Source organism: Alteribacter keqinensis (genome assembly GCF_003710255.1).
In the GTDB taxonomy this organism is placed as follows: domain Bacteria; phylum Bacillota; class Bacilli; order Bacillales; family Salisediminibacteriaceae; genus Alteribacter; species Alteribacter keqinensis.
In genome coordinates this window covers 374,382-395,804 of the sequence record NZ_RHIB01000001.1, presented here as the reverse complement: position 1 = coordinate 395,804, position 21,423 = coordinate 374,382, and the positions used below count along the sequence as shown (strand labels likewise).

The following is a 21,423-nucleotide window of genomic DNA, read 5'->3' as shown; positions in this document are numbered from 1 at the left end:
ATCTACACCTGAGTTTAACAGATCTTTTCGTATAAATTGTTGCTATTTTCAAACCAGATAAGCCCTGCCATTTCCCAACACACAACAAGATGCCTGTTTAAGGACCAACAACCTTAAACAGGCATCTTAGAAGTTTTTTTCGTCAATATAAAACGTTTGATTGTCGGTCATAATACAATAGGATATTTTCTTCACGTCCCTGTAACCGAGCTTTCTCAGTTCCTGTCTCAGCCAAAGGGGCGTCTTCCCCATTTTTTCAAGATGGGCCTGCTGCACCTTTCCGTCCAGAATCAGAGGAAGGGGCAGTTGCACCTCTTTTTTCTCTTCATTTTCCTTCTTTTTTATTATGGACAGGTCCCCTGATGGTTCCAAAATGGCGAATTCCACATCAGCAGGTGATTGGACATCGTTCTGCCTCAGCTGAGTTAAAAGATCATCGAAATTGTACCGTTGTTTTTTCATCTCTTTTTCATCAATTTCCCCCCGGCTAATGAGCAAAGAGGGCTTACCGTCAATCAATTTACGCAACCGCTCACTTTTCAGTGATATATAGGCCAAACTTACTTGAATGACCAGCAGAACAACCATGGGAAGCACCTGCTCCACCATAGGTACCGTTGTGTTTTCGATGGATACAACGGCTAATTCCGCAATCATGATCGATACGACAAAATCAACTATTGAAAGCTGGCCGATCTCACGTTTTCCCATCATTCGTAAAACGAGAAGGATGACAAAATAAATGACGATCGTCCTGGCTGCAATCGTTCCAATATCCACAACTCCCGCTCCTCGCTAAACGAACTTCATTCAGCCTTAGTTTCACCGAAGCTCACGATTGTGTACATTGTAATAGTTGGAAGAACAAAACGAATAGGTTGACCTAAGGTCGTTTTTTACCTTTGGATCAACCTCGAAGCAATGAATCAAACTGCTTCGCTCTTTTAAAAGCCTGCAGGAGTAGTTTTTTTACAGCCGTACGAGCATCGTGAGCAGCCATTGCCAATTTACTTTATCGTTTTAAGACACCTTCTTCTGATAATTTCTACAGATAAATAAGATACCTGAAGTAAATATAGATACTCGAAATCACAAAGGACACAATTGCAGCAGGTGCACCTATTTTCAGAAAATCAATGTAGGTGAACGGCTGCTTCGCCCTGACCGCCATTCCCGCGACAATTACGTTTGAACTAGCACCGATCAGCGTGCCGTTCCCCCCAAGACATGCCCCAAGTGCCAGCGCCCACCAAAGAGGATCAAGGTTGGTCATACCATATTCCTGAAATTCAAGAATAACAGGGATCATGGCCGCAACGAACGGGATATTATCTACGAACCCGGACAATAAACCTGATACCCACAAAATAAGCATAGCCGTTTTTGGAAGGTCCCCGTCTGTATAATGAATAATTGAACTTGCAATCTGGTCAATGATCCCCACCTCTTTCAGTCCGCCCACAAGCATGAATAACCCGACAAAGAAAAACAGCGTTACCCATTCAATGGACTGAAACACCTCTTCTGTCTGCTGCTCATCATGTGTCAAAAACATCAGCAGAAGAGCTCCCGCCATGGCTACACTGGTTAATTCCACAGACATTAGGGGCTGCAGTAAAAAACCAAGTGTTGTTACAGACAAAACAAATACGGATTTCACAAGAAGCCTTCTATGCCGTAAAAAATCGGCCGGTCTGAGAGCCATGAGGGCTTTTCGTTCTTCCAATGACACATGAAGCTGCCCGCGGTAAAGAAAAGTTACCCAGCACATGATCACGATAAAAATAAACAAAACGACCGGTCCGAGGTGAATAAGAAAAGCATTAAACGTTAAGTGTTCAACAGCCTGACCAATCATCAGGTTTGGAGGATCACCAATGAGCGTTGCAGTACCTCCAATATTTGAAGCTAAAATCGTAGCCAGTAAGTATGGAATTGCAGATATTTTAAGTAATTTAGTAAGTGTGAAAACGATGGGGACAACGAGCAGAACTGTTGTAACGTTATTTAAGAATGCAGAACCAACCGCGGTTAACGTAGAGACCATTATTAACAATGGTAAAGGACGGCCTTTCACAATCCTAGCCAGAGATATCGCCACGTACTCAAAAAAACCACTCTGACTTGTAATCGATACAAGTATCATCATTGACAGTAAAAGAACAATCGTATGCCAGTCAATATGTTCCATAAACGCAGTATTTAAATCGAGCACACCGGCAAACAGCATAGCCACGCCCCCAAGACAGGCTACGAGTGCTCTGTTATATTTCTCACTGATAATAAACACGTAGCTGATCACAAAGATAACAAACGTGAGAATGAGATCCATTCAGACAGCCCCTCCCTCTTTTCAGTTCATTCTATGAACCTGCATGGACAATCATGTTTACTCACGTAAATTGCTCGTCTAAATTTGTACAAGTTGAATAGAATTTACTAAACGCAACTATAAGAGGAGGTATGAGTTTATGGAACAAAGACAAATATTCTCAAGTGCCCTGTACGGTATCCTGGCCATTTTAACCCTTGTACTCGCAGCGAGCTTTATCGTTTCGCTATTTTTACGCTTCAGTTCAATGGAAGAAAGTTCAGTAGCCTGGTTTCTCGTGTTGTTCTCCTTTCTTGCTGTGTTCATTGGCGGTTTTATTGCCGGCGGGAAAGCAAAACGAAAAGGCTGGCTAGTTGGAGGTGCTACAGCTGTCCTGTACACCCTCGTCATTTTTCTCGTTCAGTTCCTGGGATACAACCAGCTCTTTGATTTGCAGCAGTCCCTTATGCACGCCGGTTACACCGGTGCCAGTGTGTTGGGAGGGATTCTCGGGGTCAATCTGATAGGAGGGAATTTTAGGGAATAGACGATGAAAATTCGCAACGAAAAAACCAGCCCCAAAAGGAGCTGGTTTTTTAATTAGTCTTTGTTTGTTACGTCACGAACGGCCTGGCGGTCGAACGTAAGTTTACTTCCATTATCAACAACGACGATGATGCGTTCGTCATCAAGAGCATCAATCGTTCCGTGCAAGCCGCCGATTGTGATAATTTTATCACCTTTTTCAAGAGAAGAATGCATCTGCTGAATCTTCTTCTGGCGTTTTTGCTGCGGACGGATCAAAAGAAAATAAAAGATCGCGAACATAAGTAGTAATGGTACAATTGCACCTAACATATCCATAAGTTTCACCCCTTTCAAATCAATCCCGATCAGTATATATGATCATTCATAAGAGATCTTCCTCTGTTACTGATTGTTGACTCTCCCGTACTATTGTAGACAATTTTATACGTGAAAATCAATGAAAACATGTAAAACATACGAAAATGTTTGAATATAAACATGTTTTTAACCATTTAACGGGGAAACTCTCCCTGTAAGTTAAAAATTCTTCGCATCTTTTTTGTTAAAACCATATGCCTCAAAGAACTCTTCTCTGAAATCAAGCAGCCGGTCCTCCCGGATTGCCTCTCTGACTCTTTCCATGAGATTTACCAGGAAAAACAGGTTGTGATAGCTTGTCAGTCTGAATCCAAATGTTTCATTCGCCTTAATAAGGTGACGAATATAGGCTCTGGAATAATTTTTACATACATGGCATTCACACCTTTCATCGAGAGGTCGGAAATCGCGTGCATACTTTGCATTTCTTACAACAAGACGTCCTTCACTGGTCATAAGCGTTCCGTTTCTTGCTATACGGGTAGGCAGCACACAGTCAAACATATCCACTCCGCGAACAGCTCCGTCAATTAAGGAGTCAGGAGATCCTACTCCCATAAGGTAACGAGGTTTGTTTTCAGGCAGTAGAGGTGTTGTGAACTCAAGGGCCCGGTTCATAACGTCTTTCGGTTCTCCGACACTTAACCCTCCGATAGCGTAGCCGGGAAAATCAAGAGACACAAGATCCTCTGCACTTTGTCTGCGTAAATCTTCGTATTCTCCTCCTTGAACAATACCAAAAAGCCCTTGCTCGCCGGGGCGCTTGTGGGCTTTGAGACACCGCTCTGCCCAGCGGGTCGTTCTCTCTACAGAAGCCTTCATATAATCATGTTCTGCAGGATAGGGAGGACACTCATCAAAAGCCATCATGATATCAGGGCCAAGGGCATTCTGAATCTCCATCGCCCCTTCAGGGGAAAGGAACATCTTCTCCCCGCTCAGGTGGTTCCGGAACTCGACCCCTTCTTCCGTAATCTTTCGCATATCACTCAGACTGAACACTTGAAATCCGCCCGAATCCGTCAAAATCGGCTTATCCCAGTTCATGAACTTATGAAGCCCTCCTGCTTCTTTGACAATCTCATGTCCCGGACGGAGCCAGAGGTGATAAGTGTTACTCAGAATAATTTCCGCACCAAGCTCCTTTAACTCATCAGGGCTCATCGTTTTTACAGTGGCAAGAGTCCCGACCGGCATGAAGACCGGGGTCTCAAAAGAACCGTGCGGGGTATGGACGATGCCAAGTCTGGCCCCGGACTGTTTACAAGTTTTTATATGTTCATATGTGATTGGTGGCATTTCATTCACTTCCTTAAATTAATCCTTAAATCAACAGCATGGCGTCGCCGAAACTGAAAAACCGGTAGTCTTTTTCAACCGCTTCGTTGTATGCCTTCAATACGTTCTCACGGCCTGCAAAAGCACTTACGAGCATGACGAGTGTGGATTTTGGCAGGTGAAAATTGGTTAGAAGACCATCGAGTGCCTTAAACGAAAAACCAGGGTAAATAAAGATATCCGTCCATCCTGAAGAAGCAACAAACTCTCCCCCATGGTCACGGGTAATGGTCTCGAGGGTCCTTGCTGACGTAGTTCCTACCGCGATGATACGGCCTCCTTGCTGCCTTACGTCATTCAACTTACGGGCAGCTTCTTCATCCATCTGGTAAAATTCCGCATGCATTTTATGAGACTTCACATCGTCCACTGAAACCGGTCTGAAGGTGCCAAGGCCCACGTGAAGGGTGATGTTGACGATTGTTATACCTTTATTCACCGCTTCAGCGAGCAATTCCTCTGTAAAGTGAAGCCCGGCAGTAGGTGCTGCTGCCGATCCACGGTGTTTGGCATAAACAGTCTGATATCTATCTTTTTCATCAAGCTGAGTCTGAATATAAGGCGGGAGCGGCATCTGACCAAGCTCGTCCAGAATTTCGTGGAAGATACCATCAAAAGAAAACTGAATTTCTCTGCGTCCCTCCGGCAGTTCTTTCACACATGTGCCAGTCAGCTTACCATCACCAAAGTTCACCTTCGTGCCCACCTTGAGTCTTTTCGCAGGCTTTACAAGAGCTTCCCACGTGTGCTCACCTTTATCGGTTAACAATAACACTTCGATTTTTGCCCCTGTTTCTTCCTTCATTCCCAGAAGCCTTGCCGGAATAACACGGGTATTATTAATGACCAGGGCATCTCCTTCCTGCAGGTAACTCAGCATATCAGTAAAAGTCCGGTGCTCAATCTCACCAATTTTTCTGTTCATTACAAGGAGACGGGATTGTGTCCGGTCTCTTAACGGCGTTTGCGCGATCAAACGGTCCGGAAGGTTAAAATCAAACTGTGAAACGTCCATAAAACTACCTCTTCTTTCCTACAAAAAATATATGCCTACTTAGTATAGTAAAAACAAGCCTCAACCGCCACTTTCTTTTTCAGGACCACAACCCTGTATCAATTTTCCATGATGAGGGAGACTTTTCTGTACACAAATAAAGCGAACCCGGAAATCCGGGTCCGGTAACTTACCTCATACGGCCGATAAAATAGAAAATCAAAGAAAGTACAATACTTATTACAATAGATGTAACGATTGGAAAATAAACGGTTGTATTTCCCCGGGTAAACAGGATGTCTCCCGGCAACTTTCCTAAATTAACAAACCGTCCTCCCACCTGCCAGATAAGGCCTGCTATAATCAGGACTGCTCCAAGAGTGATGAGCAGCTTAGGTATACTTATCAAAGCTTTGGCACCTCCAGGTTAAAATGATCGTAAACTCTGTGTGTTACCATTCTTCCCCGGGGAGTCCTCTGTAAAAAGCCAATTTGTAACAAATAAGGTTCATAAACATCTTCTATGGTGTGAGATTCTTCGCCAATGGTGGCCGCAATCGTATCGAGCCCGACCGGACCGCCTCTGAATTTCTCAATCATACCTCTGAGAAGTTTATGATCAATGTGATCGAGTCCTTCTTTATCCACCTGCAAAAGCTCAAGCGCCTGATTTGTGATTGCATCATTAACACTTCCGTCTGCTCTCACCTGGGCAAAGTCCCGTACGCGCCTGAGAAGCCTGTTGGCAATTCGCGGCGTTCCCCTTGAACGTCTCGCAATTTCAGCACTGGCATTGACATCTATCTCAACCTCCATTACATCAGCTGTCCTCGTTACAATTTCGGACAGTTCCTCATGTGTGTAATATTCAAGCCTGGATACCACACCAAACCGGTCTCTCAGTGGAGCTGACAGCATCCCCGCCCGTGTCGTTGCCCCAACCAGGGTGAAAGGAGGCAGATCAAGCCGGACAGACCGTGCTGAGGGGCCTTTACCGATAACAATATCAAGACAGAAGTCCTCCATTGCAGGGTAGAGTACCTCCTCCACAGCTCGGTTTAACCTGTGAATCTCATCGATAAACAGCACATCGCCGGGCTCGAGGGCTGTGAGGATGGCAGCCAGATCTCCGGGTCGCTCAATGGCAGGACCCGCAGTCGTTCTTAAATTAACGCCCATTTCATTTGAAATGATCGTTGCCAGGGTTGTCTTGCCAAGTCCGGGCGGTCCGTAAAGAAGGACATGGTCGAGTGACTCCTCGCGCATTTTTGCCGCTTCAATGAATACTTTTAAATTTTCTTTAACCGTCTGCTGACCGATATACTGGGAGAGTCGCTGAGGTCTGAGGGACAGCTCTGCCCACTCTTCCTCTCTCTGGGTCTCTCCGCTCACAATCCGTTCTTCCATTTCGATATCCTCCGATCCCATATGAACATAAGCCTAAACTTTCAGCATTAATTTTAATGCCTCTTTTATATATGCGTCGGTTGTCAGGTCTTTATCTTTAAGGACTGGCATTGCCCGGTTAATTTCTTTATCAACATATCCCAGAGCTTTCAGTGCTTCCACGGCTTCATCAAGCTCTTTGTTTCCGGCTATTCGTTTATGCCCTGCTTCATTAACAGGATGGCCGTCATGATCCAGAAGGGATGGCATCCATTCCGGGAGTTTCCCTTTAAGATCCAGTATAATCTGACGGGCTGTCTTTTTTCCTACACCAGGGAACTTCACAAGAAACTTTTCGTCTTCCTCTTCAATTGCTGAAACAACACGTTCCGGCGCTCCGGCAGCAAGGATTGCCAAAGCACCTTTCGGGCCGATTCCCGATACCTGCAGAAGTTTTTCGAAAAGTCTTCTCTCTTCGCGGTTATGAAATCCGAATAATTTTAATGCATCTTCACGAACATGCTGGTATGTATACACAGTAACCGTGCTGCCTTCATGTTTTTGAAAGCTGAACGGGTTTGGACAATAAACAAGGTATCCGATGCCATTAACATCAAGGACCATATATTCTGTATCAATATAACTTAATCTTCCCGTAACAAATTCAATCACGAAATCTCTCCTCATGCGAACATATATTTCTATATTAGCATAAACAGGCGCAAAGAGGGAGGGATAAAAAACGAGAGGAAAGCAGTAAAAGTGTTTTGAAATTGGTTTTTACTAATAACAGTCGCTTTACTATTCCCGAGCTCTTTTTCTTTTGGATTATTTCAGAAGATCAAAAAAGACCACCTCCGCTTTCACTTCAGAGATGGCCGTTAGTTTACAGGTCTGTTTTTGCGTATTTTTCATACATCTGGATCACATCCAGATACTGATCCTTGGTAGACACAGGGATCCCTTTTTGAAGTTCACTTTGAGCCTGACTTTTTAATCGGTCTGTATGGATTTGAAAAAATGACTGAATGACCTCATTATCCTCAGGCCTGCCGTTGAAAATACTGAGGGTCCCTCCTTCTGAAAGTCCGAAGTAGCCATTCAGTTTAAGCAAAGGAGAGATATCATTCACTTCCTGTTTAAAAACAACCTGTTCTGCCGATTGACCAACAAGCTGCCAGTCACTATAGAAAGACCAGAAATCTTCCATGGACCAGATGACTTCTTCAACCGTTTCTTCACTTATTTCGCCATCGAGGTATTCCCTTTGCAATACAACTTCCATCGTTAACGGGCCTGTTACTTGATATGCCCCTGTATCGTCATTTTCTTCAGCGACACTCTCAGGCTGGGAAATAAACAAAACAAGACATAATAAAGGTAAAAGAAACAGTATTGCTTTCTTTTTATGTAATTTTACCGGACCTACTGTAACAGCAAGCATGGCAATCCGCCTCCTTACAAACACCCGGTTCAGAGACAAAAAAAGTCCCATCCCGTAGCTACACTTAGTGTTTCCCAGGATGAGAATGTTTATCCGTACTTTTATAGAATTTCAAGATTATGATACACACTTTGCACATCGTCATTGACCTCAAGGGCCTCAACAAGGCTCAGGACCTCTTCTGCTTCTTCTTCAGTAAGGAAAGTTTTCACATTAGGCACCATTGCAATTTCAGATTCAGGGGAGTGATATCCTTATTCATTAATGGTTCCATCACGTCATGATAGGCCTCCGGTTCAGTCAGTACTTCTACAAAACCGGGGTGCTCAACCACATATTCTGCACCAGCTTCAATCGCATTAAGGGTTATCTGCTCACCCTTTTCCTCCCCTCTTGTTTCGATGACGAAGAAACCTTTTCTCTCAAACATAAAAGTCACACACCCACTCTCACCAGGCTTCCCCCATTTTTGTTAAAGGCAAGACGAACTTCTGCTGCTGTAGGGTTTTTGTTGTCTATGAGCCCTTCAATATAGACAGCCACCCCGTGTCGAGCGTATCCCTCGTATGTAATATCTTCATAAATGACACCATCAAGGTTACCAGTCGCTTTTTTATCGTTCGCTCAACGTTATCATTCGGCATATTAGCCGCTTTTGCTTTCGCTATCGCTGCTTTAAGCGATGCATTAACTGATGGATCATCACCGCCTTTTCGAAATGTTGTAAAGATCTCTCTCGATATTTTTGTGAATACCTTCCCCTTTTTCACATCCTGCCTTCCTTTTCTGTGCTTAAGTGGAATGTCCGGCCATCTTTTCCCCATCTTAAACTAAAATCAATTATAGAATAAATTTTCAGAAGAGAGGGCGTCTGGCAAATAAAGAGGCAGATCGCCTGAGCAACCTGCCTCAATCCATATTATCGTGAACGTTCGAACGGTCGTTGAATGGCTCTTCCAAGATCTTGAACCATATCATTAAATGTAGCGCCGACTTCTTCAAATGGTTCTCCCGCTCTGAGACGGTCATCCATCGAACGAACCCGGTCCATCTGCTCCTGCTCTGTTACAACGTAGACGTCCATATCGTCGTCCATTTTAGAAACAAGCCTGCGGACTTTTTGTTCTGTTCTCTGGCTTTCACCACGTACGTCCAGACCAACGACAACATCATTGCCATTTACAATAACGCGGCAGTCTTCAACATTGTCCATGTCTTCTACACGGTTGGCAATGCGACGTGCTTTATGACCTTCTTCACCGTCATAGTAGCCTGAGTAGCGGTTACCTTGAGAAGCTTGTCCTTTTGTGGAATAACGCTGGTGATTGTCATAACCGCCGAATCGGTTGCCCGTTGCCTGGAATCGGTTAAGGATCCCGTTGTTATCGACCATGCCAGGTCTGTTGTTACCAACGATACCTCTTCCAGCGCCACGCACTGTATTACCGCGCATACCAAAGCCGGTATTTCGGTTACGGTTTAATCCAAGGTTTGTGTTACGGTCCACACCTCTGGCGCGGGTTTTGTAACCAGTCATTGGATTACCGTAGTTGGAAGCTCTTGTTCCATAACGCTCCGTTTCACGGCCACGGTTCATCCCATAGTTATTATAACCATAGTTCTGACCGTAGTATGTGCCAGTCATACCTTGACGGCGGTTAAGGTAGCCTCCAGCATCCTGACCAGTTGTCCGGTTATTGTAACCTCTGGTGAAGAAGCCTTCCTGCTCACCCTCGTCATTCATATCACCATTACCGCCACAGCCTGTTAAACCTGCAACCAGCATGACAGCTGCGGTTAAGCTCATAAACCATTTCTTCATATTTTTAACCCTCCTTTCACCACTTAGGATGTGGCTCTGGAGGAAAAATGATTCTGTTAGTTAAAGGAAACAGCTCCTGTCTTACAAAGGACAAAGGCCTGGAATTATAAGGGATTTCAGGAGGTGATTCGAAGAACAACAAGAATAAAAAGGCACCCATAGAGCATCCGCCTATGAGTACCTTTCTTCACATCTTATTGATTTTCATCTTCCTGACTCTTTTGATTCCAGCCCTGATAATAAGGTTGCTGGCCCATGTGGTATCGGTTCATCATACCGTAGCCATTGGCACCATACCAATTCGGATTTTGCATAAATTGCTGCATCTGTTGGGGCTGAAACTGCTGTTCAGTTAAGTCTCCATACATATGAGCCATGTCACCAGGCTGGTAAAGACCTGCTGTATCCATATCATCTGTTTCAAAATCATCATCATTCAAGAGGTCATCGTGATTCATCATCATGTTCTCATCCATCATCATATTCGGCATCATTTGCTGCCCCATTACCTGTGGCATCATCTGATTTGGCTGTGCCTGCATACCCATTACCTGTGGCATCATACCATAGCCCCCCTGACATGCACACCCTGGCATAACAGGACTGATCGGATATGGGTAACAGTGATGATGCGGCATCATTTGCTGGCCCATCACCTGTGGCATCATCATATTGGGCTGTGCCTGCATACCCATCACCTGCTGAGGCATCATCTGATTCGACTGTGCCTGCATACCCATCACCTGTTGTGGCATCATCTGATTCGACTGTGCCTGCATACCCATCACCTGCTGAGGCATCATCTGATTTGGCTGTGCCTGCATACCCATCACCTGCTGAGGCATCATCTGATTTGGCTGTGCCTGCATACCCATTACCTGCTGAGGCATCATCTGATTTGGCTGTGCCTGTTTAGGAGCCTGCTGCCCTTTCACCTGTTGAGGGGCTGTTTTAGGCTGCTGCTTTGGCTGTTGTTTCGGCTGCATTTTTGGCTGCTGTTTGGGCGCTTGCTTTTGAGCTGCTTTTTTAGGCTCTTCTTTTGCAGCTGGAGCTGCTTTTTTCGGCTGTTCTTTAGGCTTAGGCATTTTCGGTGGTGCCGCTGCCTTCGGATATTCCTTTTTAGGTTCCTGCTTCTGCTTGTAAAAATTGAAATTCATCTTCTGTTGCAATTTATAAGCCGGTTGTTGAGGAGGTGCAGCCTTTGCTACCGGCGCTTCTTTTTCTTCCTTAATTGAAGGTGCTTTCTTTTGCGGGGCAACTGGTGCTTCTTTAGGTGCTTCTTTAGGAGCCTCCTTAGGAGCTACAGGTGCTTCCTTTGCTGCGACAGGCGCCTCCTTTGCTGCTCCTGCTATCGGCGCTTCTTTTGCAGCACCAGCAACTTTAGCCTGGACTCCACCTGAAGGAACTTTTATCTTCATTCCAGGCATGATGAGATCCGGATTTGACAGGTGACTATTTGCGGCTTTCAACTCCTCGAAGTTAACACCGTATTTTTGCGAAAGCTTCCAGAGTGTATCACCTTTTTGAACAATGTGTATTTTCACTTTCTGTGATCCCTCCCATACGTATTCATTACATCCTATGCAAGGATGGGCGAATGGTCACATCATCACCTTAACAACCGTACAGTCCTTTTCTTCACAATTTTATGATAAAAATACGGGATGTATAACCAGTGAATAGTATTGGAGTTCGTTGTTTTCGTATAATGCTCCTATTTTCCTTTTCTTATAAACACGAGTCCGCAGACCTATCCTTCGCTTTTTACAGGATGCGGGTAAGCCTACTCAAGCTCCTAAACGACACTGAACAAGGCCATTATTAAAACAGCTTTGTTAAAGTGAGATATTGATTTGCGCGCATTCGCTCCAATCATCACTTTTATAAAATACAATGATTTTTAACACAGCACTAAAGTGGCGACGTTATTTTCAGCGAAGACTTTTTCAGTGCCCTTCTCCTAGTTGCGGGGTCTTATCTTATCTTATCTTATCTTACCTTGCCGTCCCCTCCCGCAGGAGCCTTCGGGTGTAATAGCTTCTTTATCCTTGGTGAAAACAGCGTTGAAATCAAATAAAAAAGAAGCTGTCCTTTAATAACCTAACAGGACAGCTTACGCTTTATGCTTCAACCCTTATGTTTTTTGCAGATAACAAGGGTAGCTCCCAAGAACTGATACTCCGCATCCAAGGGCTTCGATTTCCTTAATCGCACCCGGAAGAAGGATGTCGTCCAGTTCTTTTTCCACATCAATAATAAAGAAATAATTTCCGAGCCCCGTTTTCATTGGACGGGATTCAATTTTTGTCAGATTAAGCCGCCGCCAGGAAAATGCCGACAACACCTGATGAAGGGCTCCTGAATGGTCTTCCGGAAGCGTAATGACGAGGGTCGTCTTAATACCTGTTTGCGAACAAGTCCTTCCGATAGTGCGCTTCGTTGTGATTGTTTTTTCTGACAATGCTACAAAACGGGTATGGTTGTTTTGGTAATCATTAATTCGATTCTGTACTACATCCAACCGGTAAATGCCTGCTGCCCCTTTGTTGGCAATTGCTGCAACAGGTTCATCCGGGTGTTCACTTACGTACTTTGCCGCAGCAGCTGTTGAATCGATGTGCTCCACTTTTGCATCAGGCAGGTTTTTACGGATAAATAAATGACACTGCGCCACCGCATGTGGGTGTGAAAAAACGGTTGTAATCTTGTCTTGCCATGAAGAACTCCAGTCAGGGTGCACCATAAGATGCTGATCAATCGGTATTGTTAATTCTTTTATTATTTCGAGCTTTTGATAATGCAGGATATAATCAAGTGTTATATTAACGGATCCCTCAATGGTGTTTTCAAGAGGGACCACAGCAATATTTATTTGACCTTCTTTTGCAGCATCAATGCTGTCGGGAATGGTGGAGTACGGTTTATGCAAGGCATCCGGAAAGAGTGTCTGGCTTGCCACATGAGAAAAAGACCCGGCAGGTCCTAAAAATCCAACGTTCATTGTCTGATGCCACCTTCTGTAATCTGATACTTAAGTTCCTGAGCCGATAACCTCGACTCTTTCTATATACTCAAGTGTTTCAATTCTGTATACCAGTCTGTTGATATTGGAGGTCATGGCAGCTGTTTCAATTGACAGGGTAAGGTTAGCGCGTCCCTGAAGAGGTATGGTCTGGTTAATCGTCAAAACGTTCCCACCTTCTTCTGCAATAATGGCCAGAAGCTTTGAGAGGGCACCGGACTGGTCCTCAAGATGGATGGAAAGGGTGACGATCTTTTCTTTTACCATCGCATGAAATGGAAAAATACCATCTTTATATTTGTAATAAGCACTTCTGCTCATGTCAAGGAGCTCTGCCGCTTCACTCACATTTTCTACTTTACCGCTCTCCAGAAGTTTTTTTGCCTCGACCGTCTTCAGCATCGCTTCTGAAAGCATATCTTCCCTTACTAAATAAAAATGATCTGTTTTTCGTTTCACCAAGATCACCACCTTCATGCTCTCTGATGTAATATTCTTTATTATAATGGCCTTTGTCCTGAAAAAGAAAGAGTAAAAATGAATTTGGATGTACCAGTTTTTCAAGAATTGCTGGTTGGATACTTTGTTAATGTGCTTCCCTCCCTACCAGTGAAGTACAATTTCCCGTTTCCCAGCAGGTCGGATGGTTTGAGGGGACGTTATGGAGAGTTTAAGTAAATTTTTTAAGAGTTGGGACGGGTTTACGGGGAACTTTCCACGGGTTATGAAGACTCTTGGACGATATAAAGAGAAAGAGAATATACTATACTCCGGCCCCGCCATCACCTCCTCGATCTAGAAACATCCTCTGTCAAGAGAACACCCTCAATTGTGCGGGGACAGACCCCCGAACTTTCCTCTTTCGTCCCAACACATCTCTTTGGATAAAGAAAAGGGCCTGCAGTCTGCAGCCCTTTTGTATAAAACGTTATTCAACAAATTCAAACTCATAGCGAAGAATACGTACTGTATCTCCGTTTTCAGCACCTTTCTCCCTCAATGCATCATCAATTCCCATGTGACGCATTTTACGTGCGAATCGGCGAACGGAATCGTCACGGTTAAAGTCCGTCATCTTAAAGGCCATTTCAATGTCTGCCCCTTCTATGATGAAGGCACCATCGTCATCACGACTGATCGTAAACGGTGCTTCTTTCTTCTCGAACTTATAAAGAACGCGCTGTTCTTTTTCCTCCTCATCATAAAGAGGGAACTCATCGGTTGTCTCAATTTTATCAGCGATTGCATGCAGAAGATCTCTAAGCCCCTTCTTCGTTACTGCTGAAATCGGGAAGATTTGAACGCCTTCTTCTACTTTTTCACGAAACGCTTCCAGGTGCTCCTCTGCTTCAGGAATATCCATTTTGTTTGCCACAATAATCTGCGGGCGCTCTGTGAGCCTCATTTTATACTGCTTAAGCTCTTCATTAATGGTCAGGTAATCCTCATAAGGATCCCTTCCTTCAAGTCCTGACATATCAATGACATGAACGATTACCCTTGTCCGCTCAATATGACGAAGAAATTGATGACCCAGTCCCACGCCTGAGTGGGCACCTTCAATCAAACCAGGAAGGTCGGCCATAACAAACCCGCGTGAATCTTCTGTTTCAACTACACCTAGGTTCGGTGCAAGTGTTGTGAAATGGTAATCTGCAATTTTCGGTTTAGCAGCCGAAACCACACTTAACAGCGTACTCTTCCCGACACTTGGAAATCCGACTAACCCTGCATCTGCCAGCACTTTCAACTCAAGGGTCAGGTTACGCTCTTCCCCAGGCTGTCCGTTTTCAGCATGCTCAGGGGCCGGGTTTGCAGGTGTGGCAAAACGGGAGTTCCCTCTTCCGCCCCGTCCGCCTTTGACGACCACATGCTTTTGTCCTTCCTCTGTCAAATCAGCAATAACTTTTCCTGTATCCTGATCTACTACAGTTGTTCCAGGAGGAACACGGACAACCATTTCTTTTCCGCCTTTACCGTGCTGGTTTTTCGGACGGCCATTTTCTCCTCGTTCTGCTTTAAAATGCCTTTGATATCTAAAATCCATCAGCGTACGAAGACCCTCGTCTACGACAAAGACCACATCTGCACCGCGGCCTCCATCACCACCTGCAGGGCCGCCATCCGGAATATACTTCTCACGACGGTAAGCCACGATCCCATTCCCGCCGTCTCCTGCTTTTACATAAATATTAACCTTATCTACAAACATTCTGCTTCACCTCTAATTGTTCAAAGCCGCTCTTCAATAATAAAATGGAGTCTGATGAAACATTCTTCCTGTCCCATTGCCACCTCTTCTATCTCCACTTGTTCCCCGGGACCGACTGCCTGCTCCAGGTCACTGATCGAAACTGATTCAGTAATCAGTTTACCCTGAAAATCAAACTCAATTACAGGAACTCCCTCTGCCTCATTTATGACAAAAATAAGGTGGTTGTCCGCACCAGCATAGCAATGGTGGTCAAACCACTCTAAAAGACGTTCTGTAACATGAAGGATTTCCATTTCCTTAGTATCAAGATGACAAGAATCCGTTATCACTTCAAAACTCAGACGGAAATTGTGAGCCTCCCAATTAAACGTGAGCAGTCGCTCTGCGAGAAGGCCTCCATTAATATTAGATAACTTGCTTTCATTTTTAGCCTGCTGAATAATTTCATCAAGTAACACTTCTACACGCTCTGTTTTCCCAAGAGCAAGGTTTCCTTTTATCAGTTGCAAATGATTCAGCCAGTCGTGCCTGTAATGCCTTAAAAGGTCGACCGGGTCCCAATCTCTATTCACAAAAACAACACTCCTACTGAAGCGTGATCAATCTGTTATATATTCTTTTCTAGCAAGACTACATTTTATCATAGCATATCATTTTTTAAAAAACACGCTTTTTCCAGATTCTCAGCCGTAGGGAAGACAGATTTCAAAAGTGGTTTTTTCTTTGCCGGATACACATTGAAGTGTCCCGCCATGCTTTTCAATTATCTGCTTACACACACTCAGCCCCAGACCCTTTCCTAATTCTTTCGTGCTTACGAAAGGATCAAAGATCGTTTCCAAAAGGTAGTCGGGTATTTTCGGACCGTTGTTCTCGATGTAGATTTTATTGAGATTATCCTCCAATTGCCCTCTGATAAAGATTGTCCGTTCATGATTGACATACATGAGGGCATCCACTGCATTATGAATGATTTTCATTACAGCGAGCCTCAGTTGTTCTTCCGATCCCTTTGTAATTAACGTATCGGATATTTCAAGTGTCAGTCTGATATCGTTTTCAGAACAAACTGGTCTGAAAGCTTCAGTTACTGATAATAACAGGTGATGAAACCAGATTGTTTCTGACAGTTCATCCTGGTGATTTTTTGTATTGGACAGCATGAGAAATTGATTTACATTCTCCTCAAGTCCTTCAATTTCGTGATTGATATAGTCAATGTATGCTTTTTCATGCAAGTCTTCAGGCATTCTTCTCTCCAGAAGCTGCACGAATCCTTTAATAGACGTCAATGGATTACGGAATTCGTGGGCAAAACTGGTGGAAATTCTTCCGAGTATCTCCATCCTGTCTTCTTCTAGAGAATGCAGGAGTTCTTCTTTCTTTTTTAATTGAATATTACTCAGGTGAGCCGAATGGAGGCACGTCTGTTTTTGAATTAACAGGAAGAATTCGTTGAGCCGCAGCAGCGCTTCATTCTTTTCACTTTTTTCAATGGGCAGTGCTTCTATATATTCCGCAACAACAAACCTGGTCTCATCGAATGAATTAAGAAACTCTTCAAAGTTTACACCTTTGTCTTCACGGAATTTTGCTACATCCCGCCCGCAGGCAGTGAGATTATCGTCTGAGATTCCATCTAAAAACTCCATCATAGTGTCAAAAAGTTCTGATAATTTTTCCTTTACCCGTTCGTCCTGAGCATGCCGGTAATAAGGTAGTTTTACTAACACAGACTTTAAAATACTTCTCTTCTCTTCAGCCAGCAACAAGACAACTGTTTTTGTTTTTGTGCATTTTGTGTCCATGACTATTCCCCTTATTTTTTTTACCTTTACTAAGTATAAGGGATATTACTTTACTTGTCCCACTGAATTTACCGACAAATCAAATCCCTCTTCCCCATATTCCGCGGTCACTTCTGTCATTTCGACATATTTTGACACCTGTTGTCAGGTAAGGATCTATGCATGTTCAACTTGAAACCAAATCATAATAGGAGTGTTACTCTTAGTTACTCCATTGTTGCAGAAACGTAAAAATAATAAAATGATGGTTTTTCCCTTAGACGGAACGGCTATATTTAATAAGTAACCTTAATTTCCAAGGAGGCTCTGAACTATGTCTGAAAAAATGATCTACGGTAATACACCCTGCTTTTTAGGTGCAAAAAACCTCGTAAAATCTCCTGAATCTGTTAAAGACGTTGACGCCATCGTTTATGGTGTTCCCTGGGAAGGAGCTGTCACCTGGGGCGATTATACGGGGTGTGAACTCGGCCCCAAAGTAATGAGGCTCTCCTCCGGCAGGTACAGCGGATACCTCCCGGAACTCGATCACATTGATGTGTTTGAACATGTGACACTCGGTGACATGGGAGATGTTGCAGTAACACCTGCCGAGCCGGAGGATACGAAAAATAAAATCAAAGAGTTTGCCAAAAAAATCTGGAGTACAGGTGCTTTTCCTATTGCACTCGGCGGTGACCACGGCATTACCTATCCGATTATTGAAGCGCTTACCGAGTCAGCCGGCAAGAAGGTCGGCATCATACACCTTGATGCCCATTATGACAACAACGAACATTCTGTGGGCGACCCCTACGGACGCGGGTCACCTTTTTACAGGTTATATGAAACGGAAGGCGTCCGTAACGAAAGCCTTGTACACCTCGGTATACACGGGCCGAGAAACAAAGCAGAAAACGGGAGGCTTGCAAAAGAAGTCGGAGCCACCACTCTCACTGTAAATGATGTCCGTGAGGCAGAAGACCTGCGGAAATTCGCAAACGAAGTGTATGACATTGCTGCAAAAGAAACCGATGTTGTTTATTTGAGCATCTGCAGTGATGTCCTCGACCACGCCTTTAATCCGGGCGGGCCGGCAGATGGCAACGGGCTCACATCCTATGAACTCCTGACAATCATTTACGAAGTATGCAAACGTGGTGTTGGCGGCATGGACTTTGTTGAGGTTTATCCTCAGCAGGACGCAACAGATTTCAGCTCTCATTTCGCATCCTGGATTGTCCTTTATGCACTCGCAGGAAACATACACTTCAAGAAAAATAACTAATTTTTTTCAAAAAAAGGTTTAGACTTGTTTAAGCCGGGTATATAACTACCATAACTCCCCCACTTTCTCATATTTCCTCTCCCTGTAAGGAGCCGTACGCGTGTAGCGTACGGTATTTTTTTTGAACTGTATATTCGCTCTCGCTCATTCTCCGGTATTTACACCAGGAAATCACTACTCACAATATGGTCCGAAATAATCATTGAATAGTCTGACTATCTCAGATAAACTGTTATCTAATATCACGTTAGCAGCATCTTCCAACTGAATATCGTTTCTTTTTATCAAGAGAAGTGGAGGGATATGGCCCTGTGAAACTTCAACAACCTCAATCCTCAATGGAATTGAAAGGTGTTAAATCCATCGGAGAATGCTCCGGAAGATAGGAAGAGTTGAACAGTCGGGCGCATTCCCGTACTTACACAACCCTCTTCTTATTTGGAAGAGGGTTTTTTATTTTACTCGTATGAAAGGAGATAAGCGATGTCATCTTTTTGAAATTAAACCAAGTATACATATGAGAATAATTAATTCAAATTATAAAAGGAGTTTTTAACAATGACCAGACAAATCATTTTAAATGCATTTGACATGACGAGTGCGATGCACAATTCTCACGGACTTTGGAAACACAAAGAAAGCAGAAGGCACCGGGAATACACGGATCCTGCTTACTGGGCGGAACTAGCCAGGCTTCTTGAGAAAGGAAAATTTGACGCTGTATTCTTCGCTGAAGTATTGGGCGTATATGATACTTACCGACAAAGCGGTTCCCCCTCCATCCGGGACGGCCTTCAAGTTCCGGCAATAGATGCATCCTACGTGGTTCCGTTTATGGCAAGTGTGACCGAGCATTTATCTTTTGCCATCACCGTGAGCACAACTTATGAACAGCCCTTTACTAACGCCAGGAAATTCTCAAGCCTTGACCATTTGACCGACGGACGCATTGCCTGGAACGTGGTCACCTCTTACCTGCCCAATGCAGCAAGGAACTTCGGCCTGAGCGACATGGTCCGCCACGACAAACGCTACACGATTGCTGACGAGTTTTTGGAAGCGTCCTATAAGCTCTGGGAAGGAAGCTGGGAGGACAATGCGGTTGTTGAAGACTCGGATAACAAGACACTTGTGGATCCAGAAAAAGTTCATCAAATTAATCACCAGGGAACGTTTTTCAATGTTGCCGGTCCCCATTTAAGTGCTCCTTCCCCTCAGCGGACGCCGGTTCTTTACCAGGCGGGCACGTCGGATAAAGGCCGGGCATTTGCCGCTAAACACGCCGAATGTATTTTTGTAGGAGGACCGACACCGGAAAAAATCAGGGAATACATTGACGATATTCGGGAGCAGGCCCGCCGGATTGGACGGAATCCTGATCACCTGAAGTTCTTCTCCTTTTTAAATGTCGTAGTTGCCCCTACCACAGAGGAAGCTGAACAAAAATTCGCTGAGTACGATCAGTTGTGGAGTGTCGATTCTGCGAAAGCCCAGTTCTCAGGAGCGAGCGGGCATGACCTGGCTTTCTACGAATCTCTGGATCAGGATCTTCCCTTTGATTTCAAAAAAACGGAACACGCTCACTACAAACAAGCAACCGTGGACCGTAATCGGGATAAGAAACCGACCATCCGCGAGGTTCTAAGCAGGTTTGAACACATTGACCGGGAGACCTGCATTGTCGGGAACCCAAAAGAAGTAGCCGATGGAATTCAAAAACAGTTCGAAGCTTCAGGAGTGGACGGCTTTAACCTGAACCACCTTGTTTCACCTGGTGATCTTCAAGCGTTTGTTGACCTCGTTGTTCCTGAACTCCAAGCAAGAGGGCTTTATAAAACAGAATATAAAAAAGGCACTCTGAGAGAAAAGATTTTTGAACACACCGATGCCGACCTGCCCGAAGATCATCCTGGCTATGCTTATAAAGTCACGAAAAAAGATCTTAAATTGAAAGGAGAGACGGTCCGATGATAAGAAAACACGCAGGTATTTTAGCCACATTCCTGGCAGGGGCAGCACTGCTGGCCGGGTGCGGCGAAGATGAAAGCGCAGGTAAAGAAAGAAAAGAACTCGTATTAGGGGGAACCGTTCCTTATACAGAGATGCTTGAATGGGCCGTTCAACCCACGTTGGAGGAGATGGGATACGATGTGCGCATTGTCGAATTCAGTGACTACGTCCAACCAAACTTGTCCTTGGACGACGGGTCTCTCGACGCCAATCTCTATCAGCATGAAGTTTATCTATCGGCTTTTACCGAAACCCGTAACATGGACTTGTCTCTTGTCATTCCTGTTCCGACAGCCCCTATCGGCATTTACTCTGAACAATACGATTCACTCGGGGAGATTGAAGAAGGAAGTACGATTGGCTTGGCCAATGATCCGACAAATCTGTCCAGGGGACTGACAGTTCTTCGCGATGCCGGCCTGATCGAAATCAGTGAAGACGCAGACCCGATACGTGCCTCACCGGCAGATGTAACCAGCAACCCTTTGAACCTGCAGTTTAAAGAAATTGAAGCCGCGAACCTGCCAAGGTCCCTCGATTCTCTTGATCTTGCGGCAGTAAACGGAAACTTCGCCCTTGCTGGAGGAATGGATCTGAACGATGCCCTGGTTGTAGATAATATGCCGCCGGAAATTCAGAACCAGATTGTGGTACGGACTGAAGACCTTGACGAACAGTTTGTAGAAGACATAAAAACTGCCGTTCAATCAGACGCCTTTAAAAAAGTCATCGAAGAAGACTTTGAAGGGTTCAACCGCCCGGACTGGATGGAAGATTGATGCTGTGAGGATGGACTTTGGGCCACCTCGCTCAGGCAAACGTTAACCAGATGAGCTTTTATTATCGAATGGCTTATTTGAGGTTATTTCAACTATGGATAAAAATGAAGGAGGACACCCC

Annotated in this window: 21 protein-coding genes, 1 pseudogene and 1 riboswitch; of the genes and pseudogenes, 4 read left to right on the top strand and 18 right to left on the bottom strand. The window is 44.5% G+C overall.

Going from position 1 to position 21,423, the window contains the following annotated elements; translation table 11 throughout:
• Positions 1–126: 126 nt before the first annotated feature.
• Together EBO34_RS01915 and EBO34_RS01910 are read right to left on the bottom strand one after the other, a co-directional pair.
• Positions 127–780 carry a YetF domain-containing protein gene (locus EBO34_RS01915; RefSeq protein WP_249413973.1) on the bottom strand — a complete coding sequence of 218 codons (654 nt, stop codon included), beginning with the start codon at positions 778–780 and terminating at the stop codon, positions 127–129.
• A 265-nt stretch (positions 781–1,045) separates the two neighbouring features.
• Positions 1,046–2,332: an ArsB/NhaD family transporter gene (locus EBO34_RS01910; protein WP_122896270.1), complete on the bottom strand. Its 1,287-nt coding sequence runs from the start codon at positions 2,330–2,332 to the stop codon at positions 1,046–1,048.
• A 139-nt stretch (positions 2,333–2,471) separates the two neighbouring features.
• On the opposite strand from EBO34_RS01910, the gene EBO34_RS01905 reads away from it, so the two are divergent.
• Entirely contained in the window at positions 2,472–2,858 is a 387-nt protein-coding gene (locus EBO34_RS01905; RefSeq protein WP_122896269.1) for a TIGR04086 family membrane protein, read from the top strand.
• A gap of 53 nt (positions 2,859–2,911) precedes the next feature.
• On the opposite strand, the gene yajC is transcribed toward EBO34_RS01905, so the two are convergent.
• The 16 genes and pseudogenes from yajC to EBO34_RS01830 all read right to left on the bottom strand — a co-directional run bounded on the left by yajC (position 2,912) and on the right by EBO34_RS01830 (position 17,246).
• Positions 2,912–3,175 carry a preprotein translocase subunit YajC gene (gene yajC / locus EBO34_RS01900; RefSeq protein WP_122896268.1) on the bottom strand — a complete coding sequence of 88 codons (264 nt, stop codon included), beginning with the start codon at positions 3,173–3,175 and terminating at the stop codon, positions 2,912–2,914.
• 201 nt (positions 3,176–3,376) lie between these two features.
• On the bottom strand, positions 3,377–4,516 hold the full coding sequence (tgt, locus tag EBO34_RS01895) for a tRNA guanosine(34) transglycosylase Tgt (protein ID WP_122896267.1): 1,140 nt from the start codon (positions 4,514–4,516) through the stop codon (positions 3,377–3,379).
• Between the two features lie 25 nt (positions 4,517–4,541).
• Entirely contained in the window at positions 4,542–5,570 is a 1,029-nt protein-coding gene (gene queA / locus EBO34_RS01890) for a tRNA preQ1(34) S-adenosylmethionine ribosyltransferase-isomerase QueA (protein ID WP_122896266.1), read from the bottom strand.
• Positions 5,571–5,739: 169 nt separating this feature from the next.
• Positions 5,740–5,958: a DUF2905 domain-containing protein gene (locus tag EBO34_RS01885; RefSeq protein WP_122896265.1), complete on the bottom strand. Its 219-nt coding sequence runs from the start codon at positions 5,956–5,958 to the stop codon at positions 5,740–5,742.
• Positions 5,955–6,956 carry a Holliday junction branch migration DNA helicase RuvB gene (ruvB, locus tag EBO34_RS01880; protein WP_122896264.1) on the bottom strand — a complete coding sequence of 334 codons (1,002 nt, stop codon included), beginning with the start codon at positions 6,954–6,956 and terminating at the stop codon, positions 5,955–5,957. The genes EBO34_RS01885 and ruvB overlap by 4 nt, the downstream gene beginning before the upstream one ends.
• A 33-nt stretch (positions 6,957–6,989) precedes the next feature.
• Entirely contained in the window at positions 6,990–7,607 is a 618-nt protein-coding gene (gene ruvA, locus EBO34_RS01875; protein WP_122896263.1) for a Holliday junction branch migration protein RuvA, read from the bottom strand.
• Between the two features lie 214 nt (positions 7,608–7,821).
• Positions 7,822–8,379, bottom strand: coding sequence for an intercompartmental signaling factor BofC (locus tag EBO34_RS01870; RefSeq protein ID WP_122896262.1), 558 nt, complete (start codon positions 8,377–8,379; stop codon positions 7,822–7,824).
• 101 nt (positions 8,380–8,480) lie between these two features.
• Positions 8,481–8,922, bottom strand: a pseudogene (locus EBO34_RS21135) (YebC/PmpR family DNA-binding transcriptional regulator).
• Entirely contained in the window at positions 8,895–9,203 is a 309-nt protein-coding gene (locus EBO34_RS20880) for a transcriptional regulator family protein (RefSeq protein ID WP_346725789.1), read from the bottom strand. Before EBO34_RS20880 ends, EBO34_RS21135 begins: the two are co-directional and overlap by 28 nt.
• 95 nt (positions 9,204–9,298) lie before the next feature.
• On the bottom strand, positions 9,299–10,201 hold the full coding sequence (locus tag EBO34_RS01860) for a YhcN/YlaJ family sporulation lipoprotein (RefSeq protein WP_122896261.1): 903 nt from the start codon (positions 10,199–10,201) through the stop codon (positions 9,299–9,301).
• A 194-nt stretch (positions 10,202–10,395) separates the two neighbouring features.
• Positions 10,396–11,745: a SafA/ExsA family spore coat assembly protein gene (gene safA / locus EBO34_RS01855; protein ID WP_183163669.1), complete on the bottom strand. Its 1,350-nt coding sequence runs from the start codon at positions 11,743–11,745 to the stop codon at positions 10,396–10,398.
• 590 nt (positions 11,746–12,335) lie between these two features.
• On the bottom strand, positions 12,336–13,202 hold the full coding sequence (pheA, locus tag EBO34_RS01850; protein WP_122896259.1) for a prephenate dehydratase: 867 nt from the start codon (positions 13,200–13,202) through the stop codon (positions 12,336–12,338).
• A 30-nt stretch (positions 13,203–13,232) separates the two neighbouring features.
• On the bottom strand, positions 13,233–13,700 hold the full coding sequence (locus tag EBO34_RS01845; RefSeq protein WP_419466053.1) for an ACT domain-containing protein: 468 nt from the start codon (positions 13,698–13,700) through the stop codon (positions 13,233–13,235).
• A 451-nt stretch (positions 13,701–14,151) separates the two neighbouring features.
• Positions 14,152–15,435, bottom strand: coding sequence for a GTPase ObgE (gene obgE, locus EBO34_RS01840; RefSeq protein WP_122896258.1), 1,284 nt, complete (start codon positions 15,433–15,435; stop codon positions 14,152–14,154).
• A 20-nt stretch (positions 15,436–15,455) separates the two neighbouring features.
• The gene (locus EBO34_RS01835; RefSeq protein ID WP_122896257.1) at positions 15,456–16,010 is read right to left on the bottom strand and encodes a Spo0B C-terminal domain-containing protein; all 555 of its coding nucleotides are present in this window, start codon (positions 16,008–16,010) and stop codon (positions 15,456–15,458) included.
• Between the two features lie 111 nt (positions 16,011–16,121).
• Positions 16,122–17,246 (bottom strand): sensor histidine kinase, encoded by a 1,125-nt coding sequence (locus tag EBO34_RS01830; RefSeq protein ID WP_122896256.1) that lies wholly within the window; start codon positions 17,244–17,246, stop codon positions 16,122–16,124.
• Between the two features lie 313 nt (positions 17,247–17,559).
• Between EBO34_RS01830 and EBO34_RS01825 the strand changes: the two genes are divergently transcribed.
• The 3 genes from EBO34_RS01825 to EBO34_RS01815 all read left to right on the top strand — a co-directional run bounded on the left by EBO34_RS01825 (position 17,560) and on the right by EBO34_RS01815 (position 21,302).
• On the top strand, positions 17,560–18,513 hold the full coding sequence (locus tag EBO34_RS01825) for an agmatinase family protein (RefSeq protein WP_122896255.1): 954 nt from the start codon (positions 17,560–17,562) through the stop codon (positions 18,511–18,513).
• Positions 18,514–18,791: 278 nt separating this feature from the next.
• Positions 18,792–18,902: riboswitch (SAM riboswitch) on the top strand.
• A 169-nt stretch (positions 18,903–19,071) separates the two neighbouring features.
• Complete coding sequence (locus EBO34_RS01820) at positions 19,072–20,484, top strand: LLM class flavin-dependent oxidoreductase (RefSeq protein WP_122896254.1); 1,413 nt, start codon at positions 19,072–19,074, stop codon at positions 20,482–20,484.
• The gene (locus EBO34_RS01815) at positions 20,481–21,302 is read left to right on the top strand and encodes a MetQ/NlpA family ABC transporter substrate-binding protein (protein WP_122896253.1); all 822 of its coding nucleotides are present in this window, start codon (positions 20,481–20,483) and stop codon (positions 21,300–21,302) included. Before EBO34_RS01820 ends, EBO34_RS01815 begins: the two co-directional genes overlap by 4 nt.
• Positions 21,303–21,423: the final 121 nt, after the last annotated feature.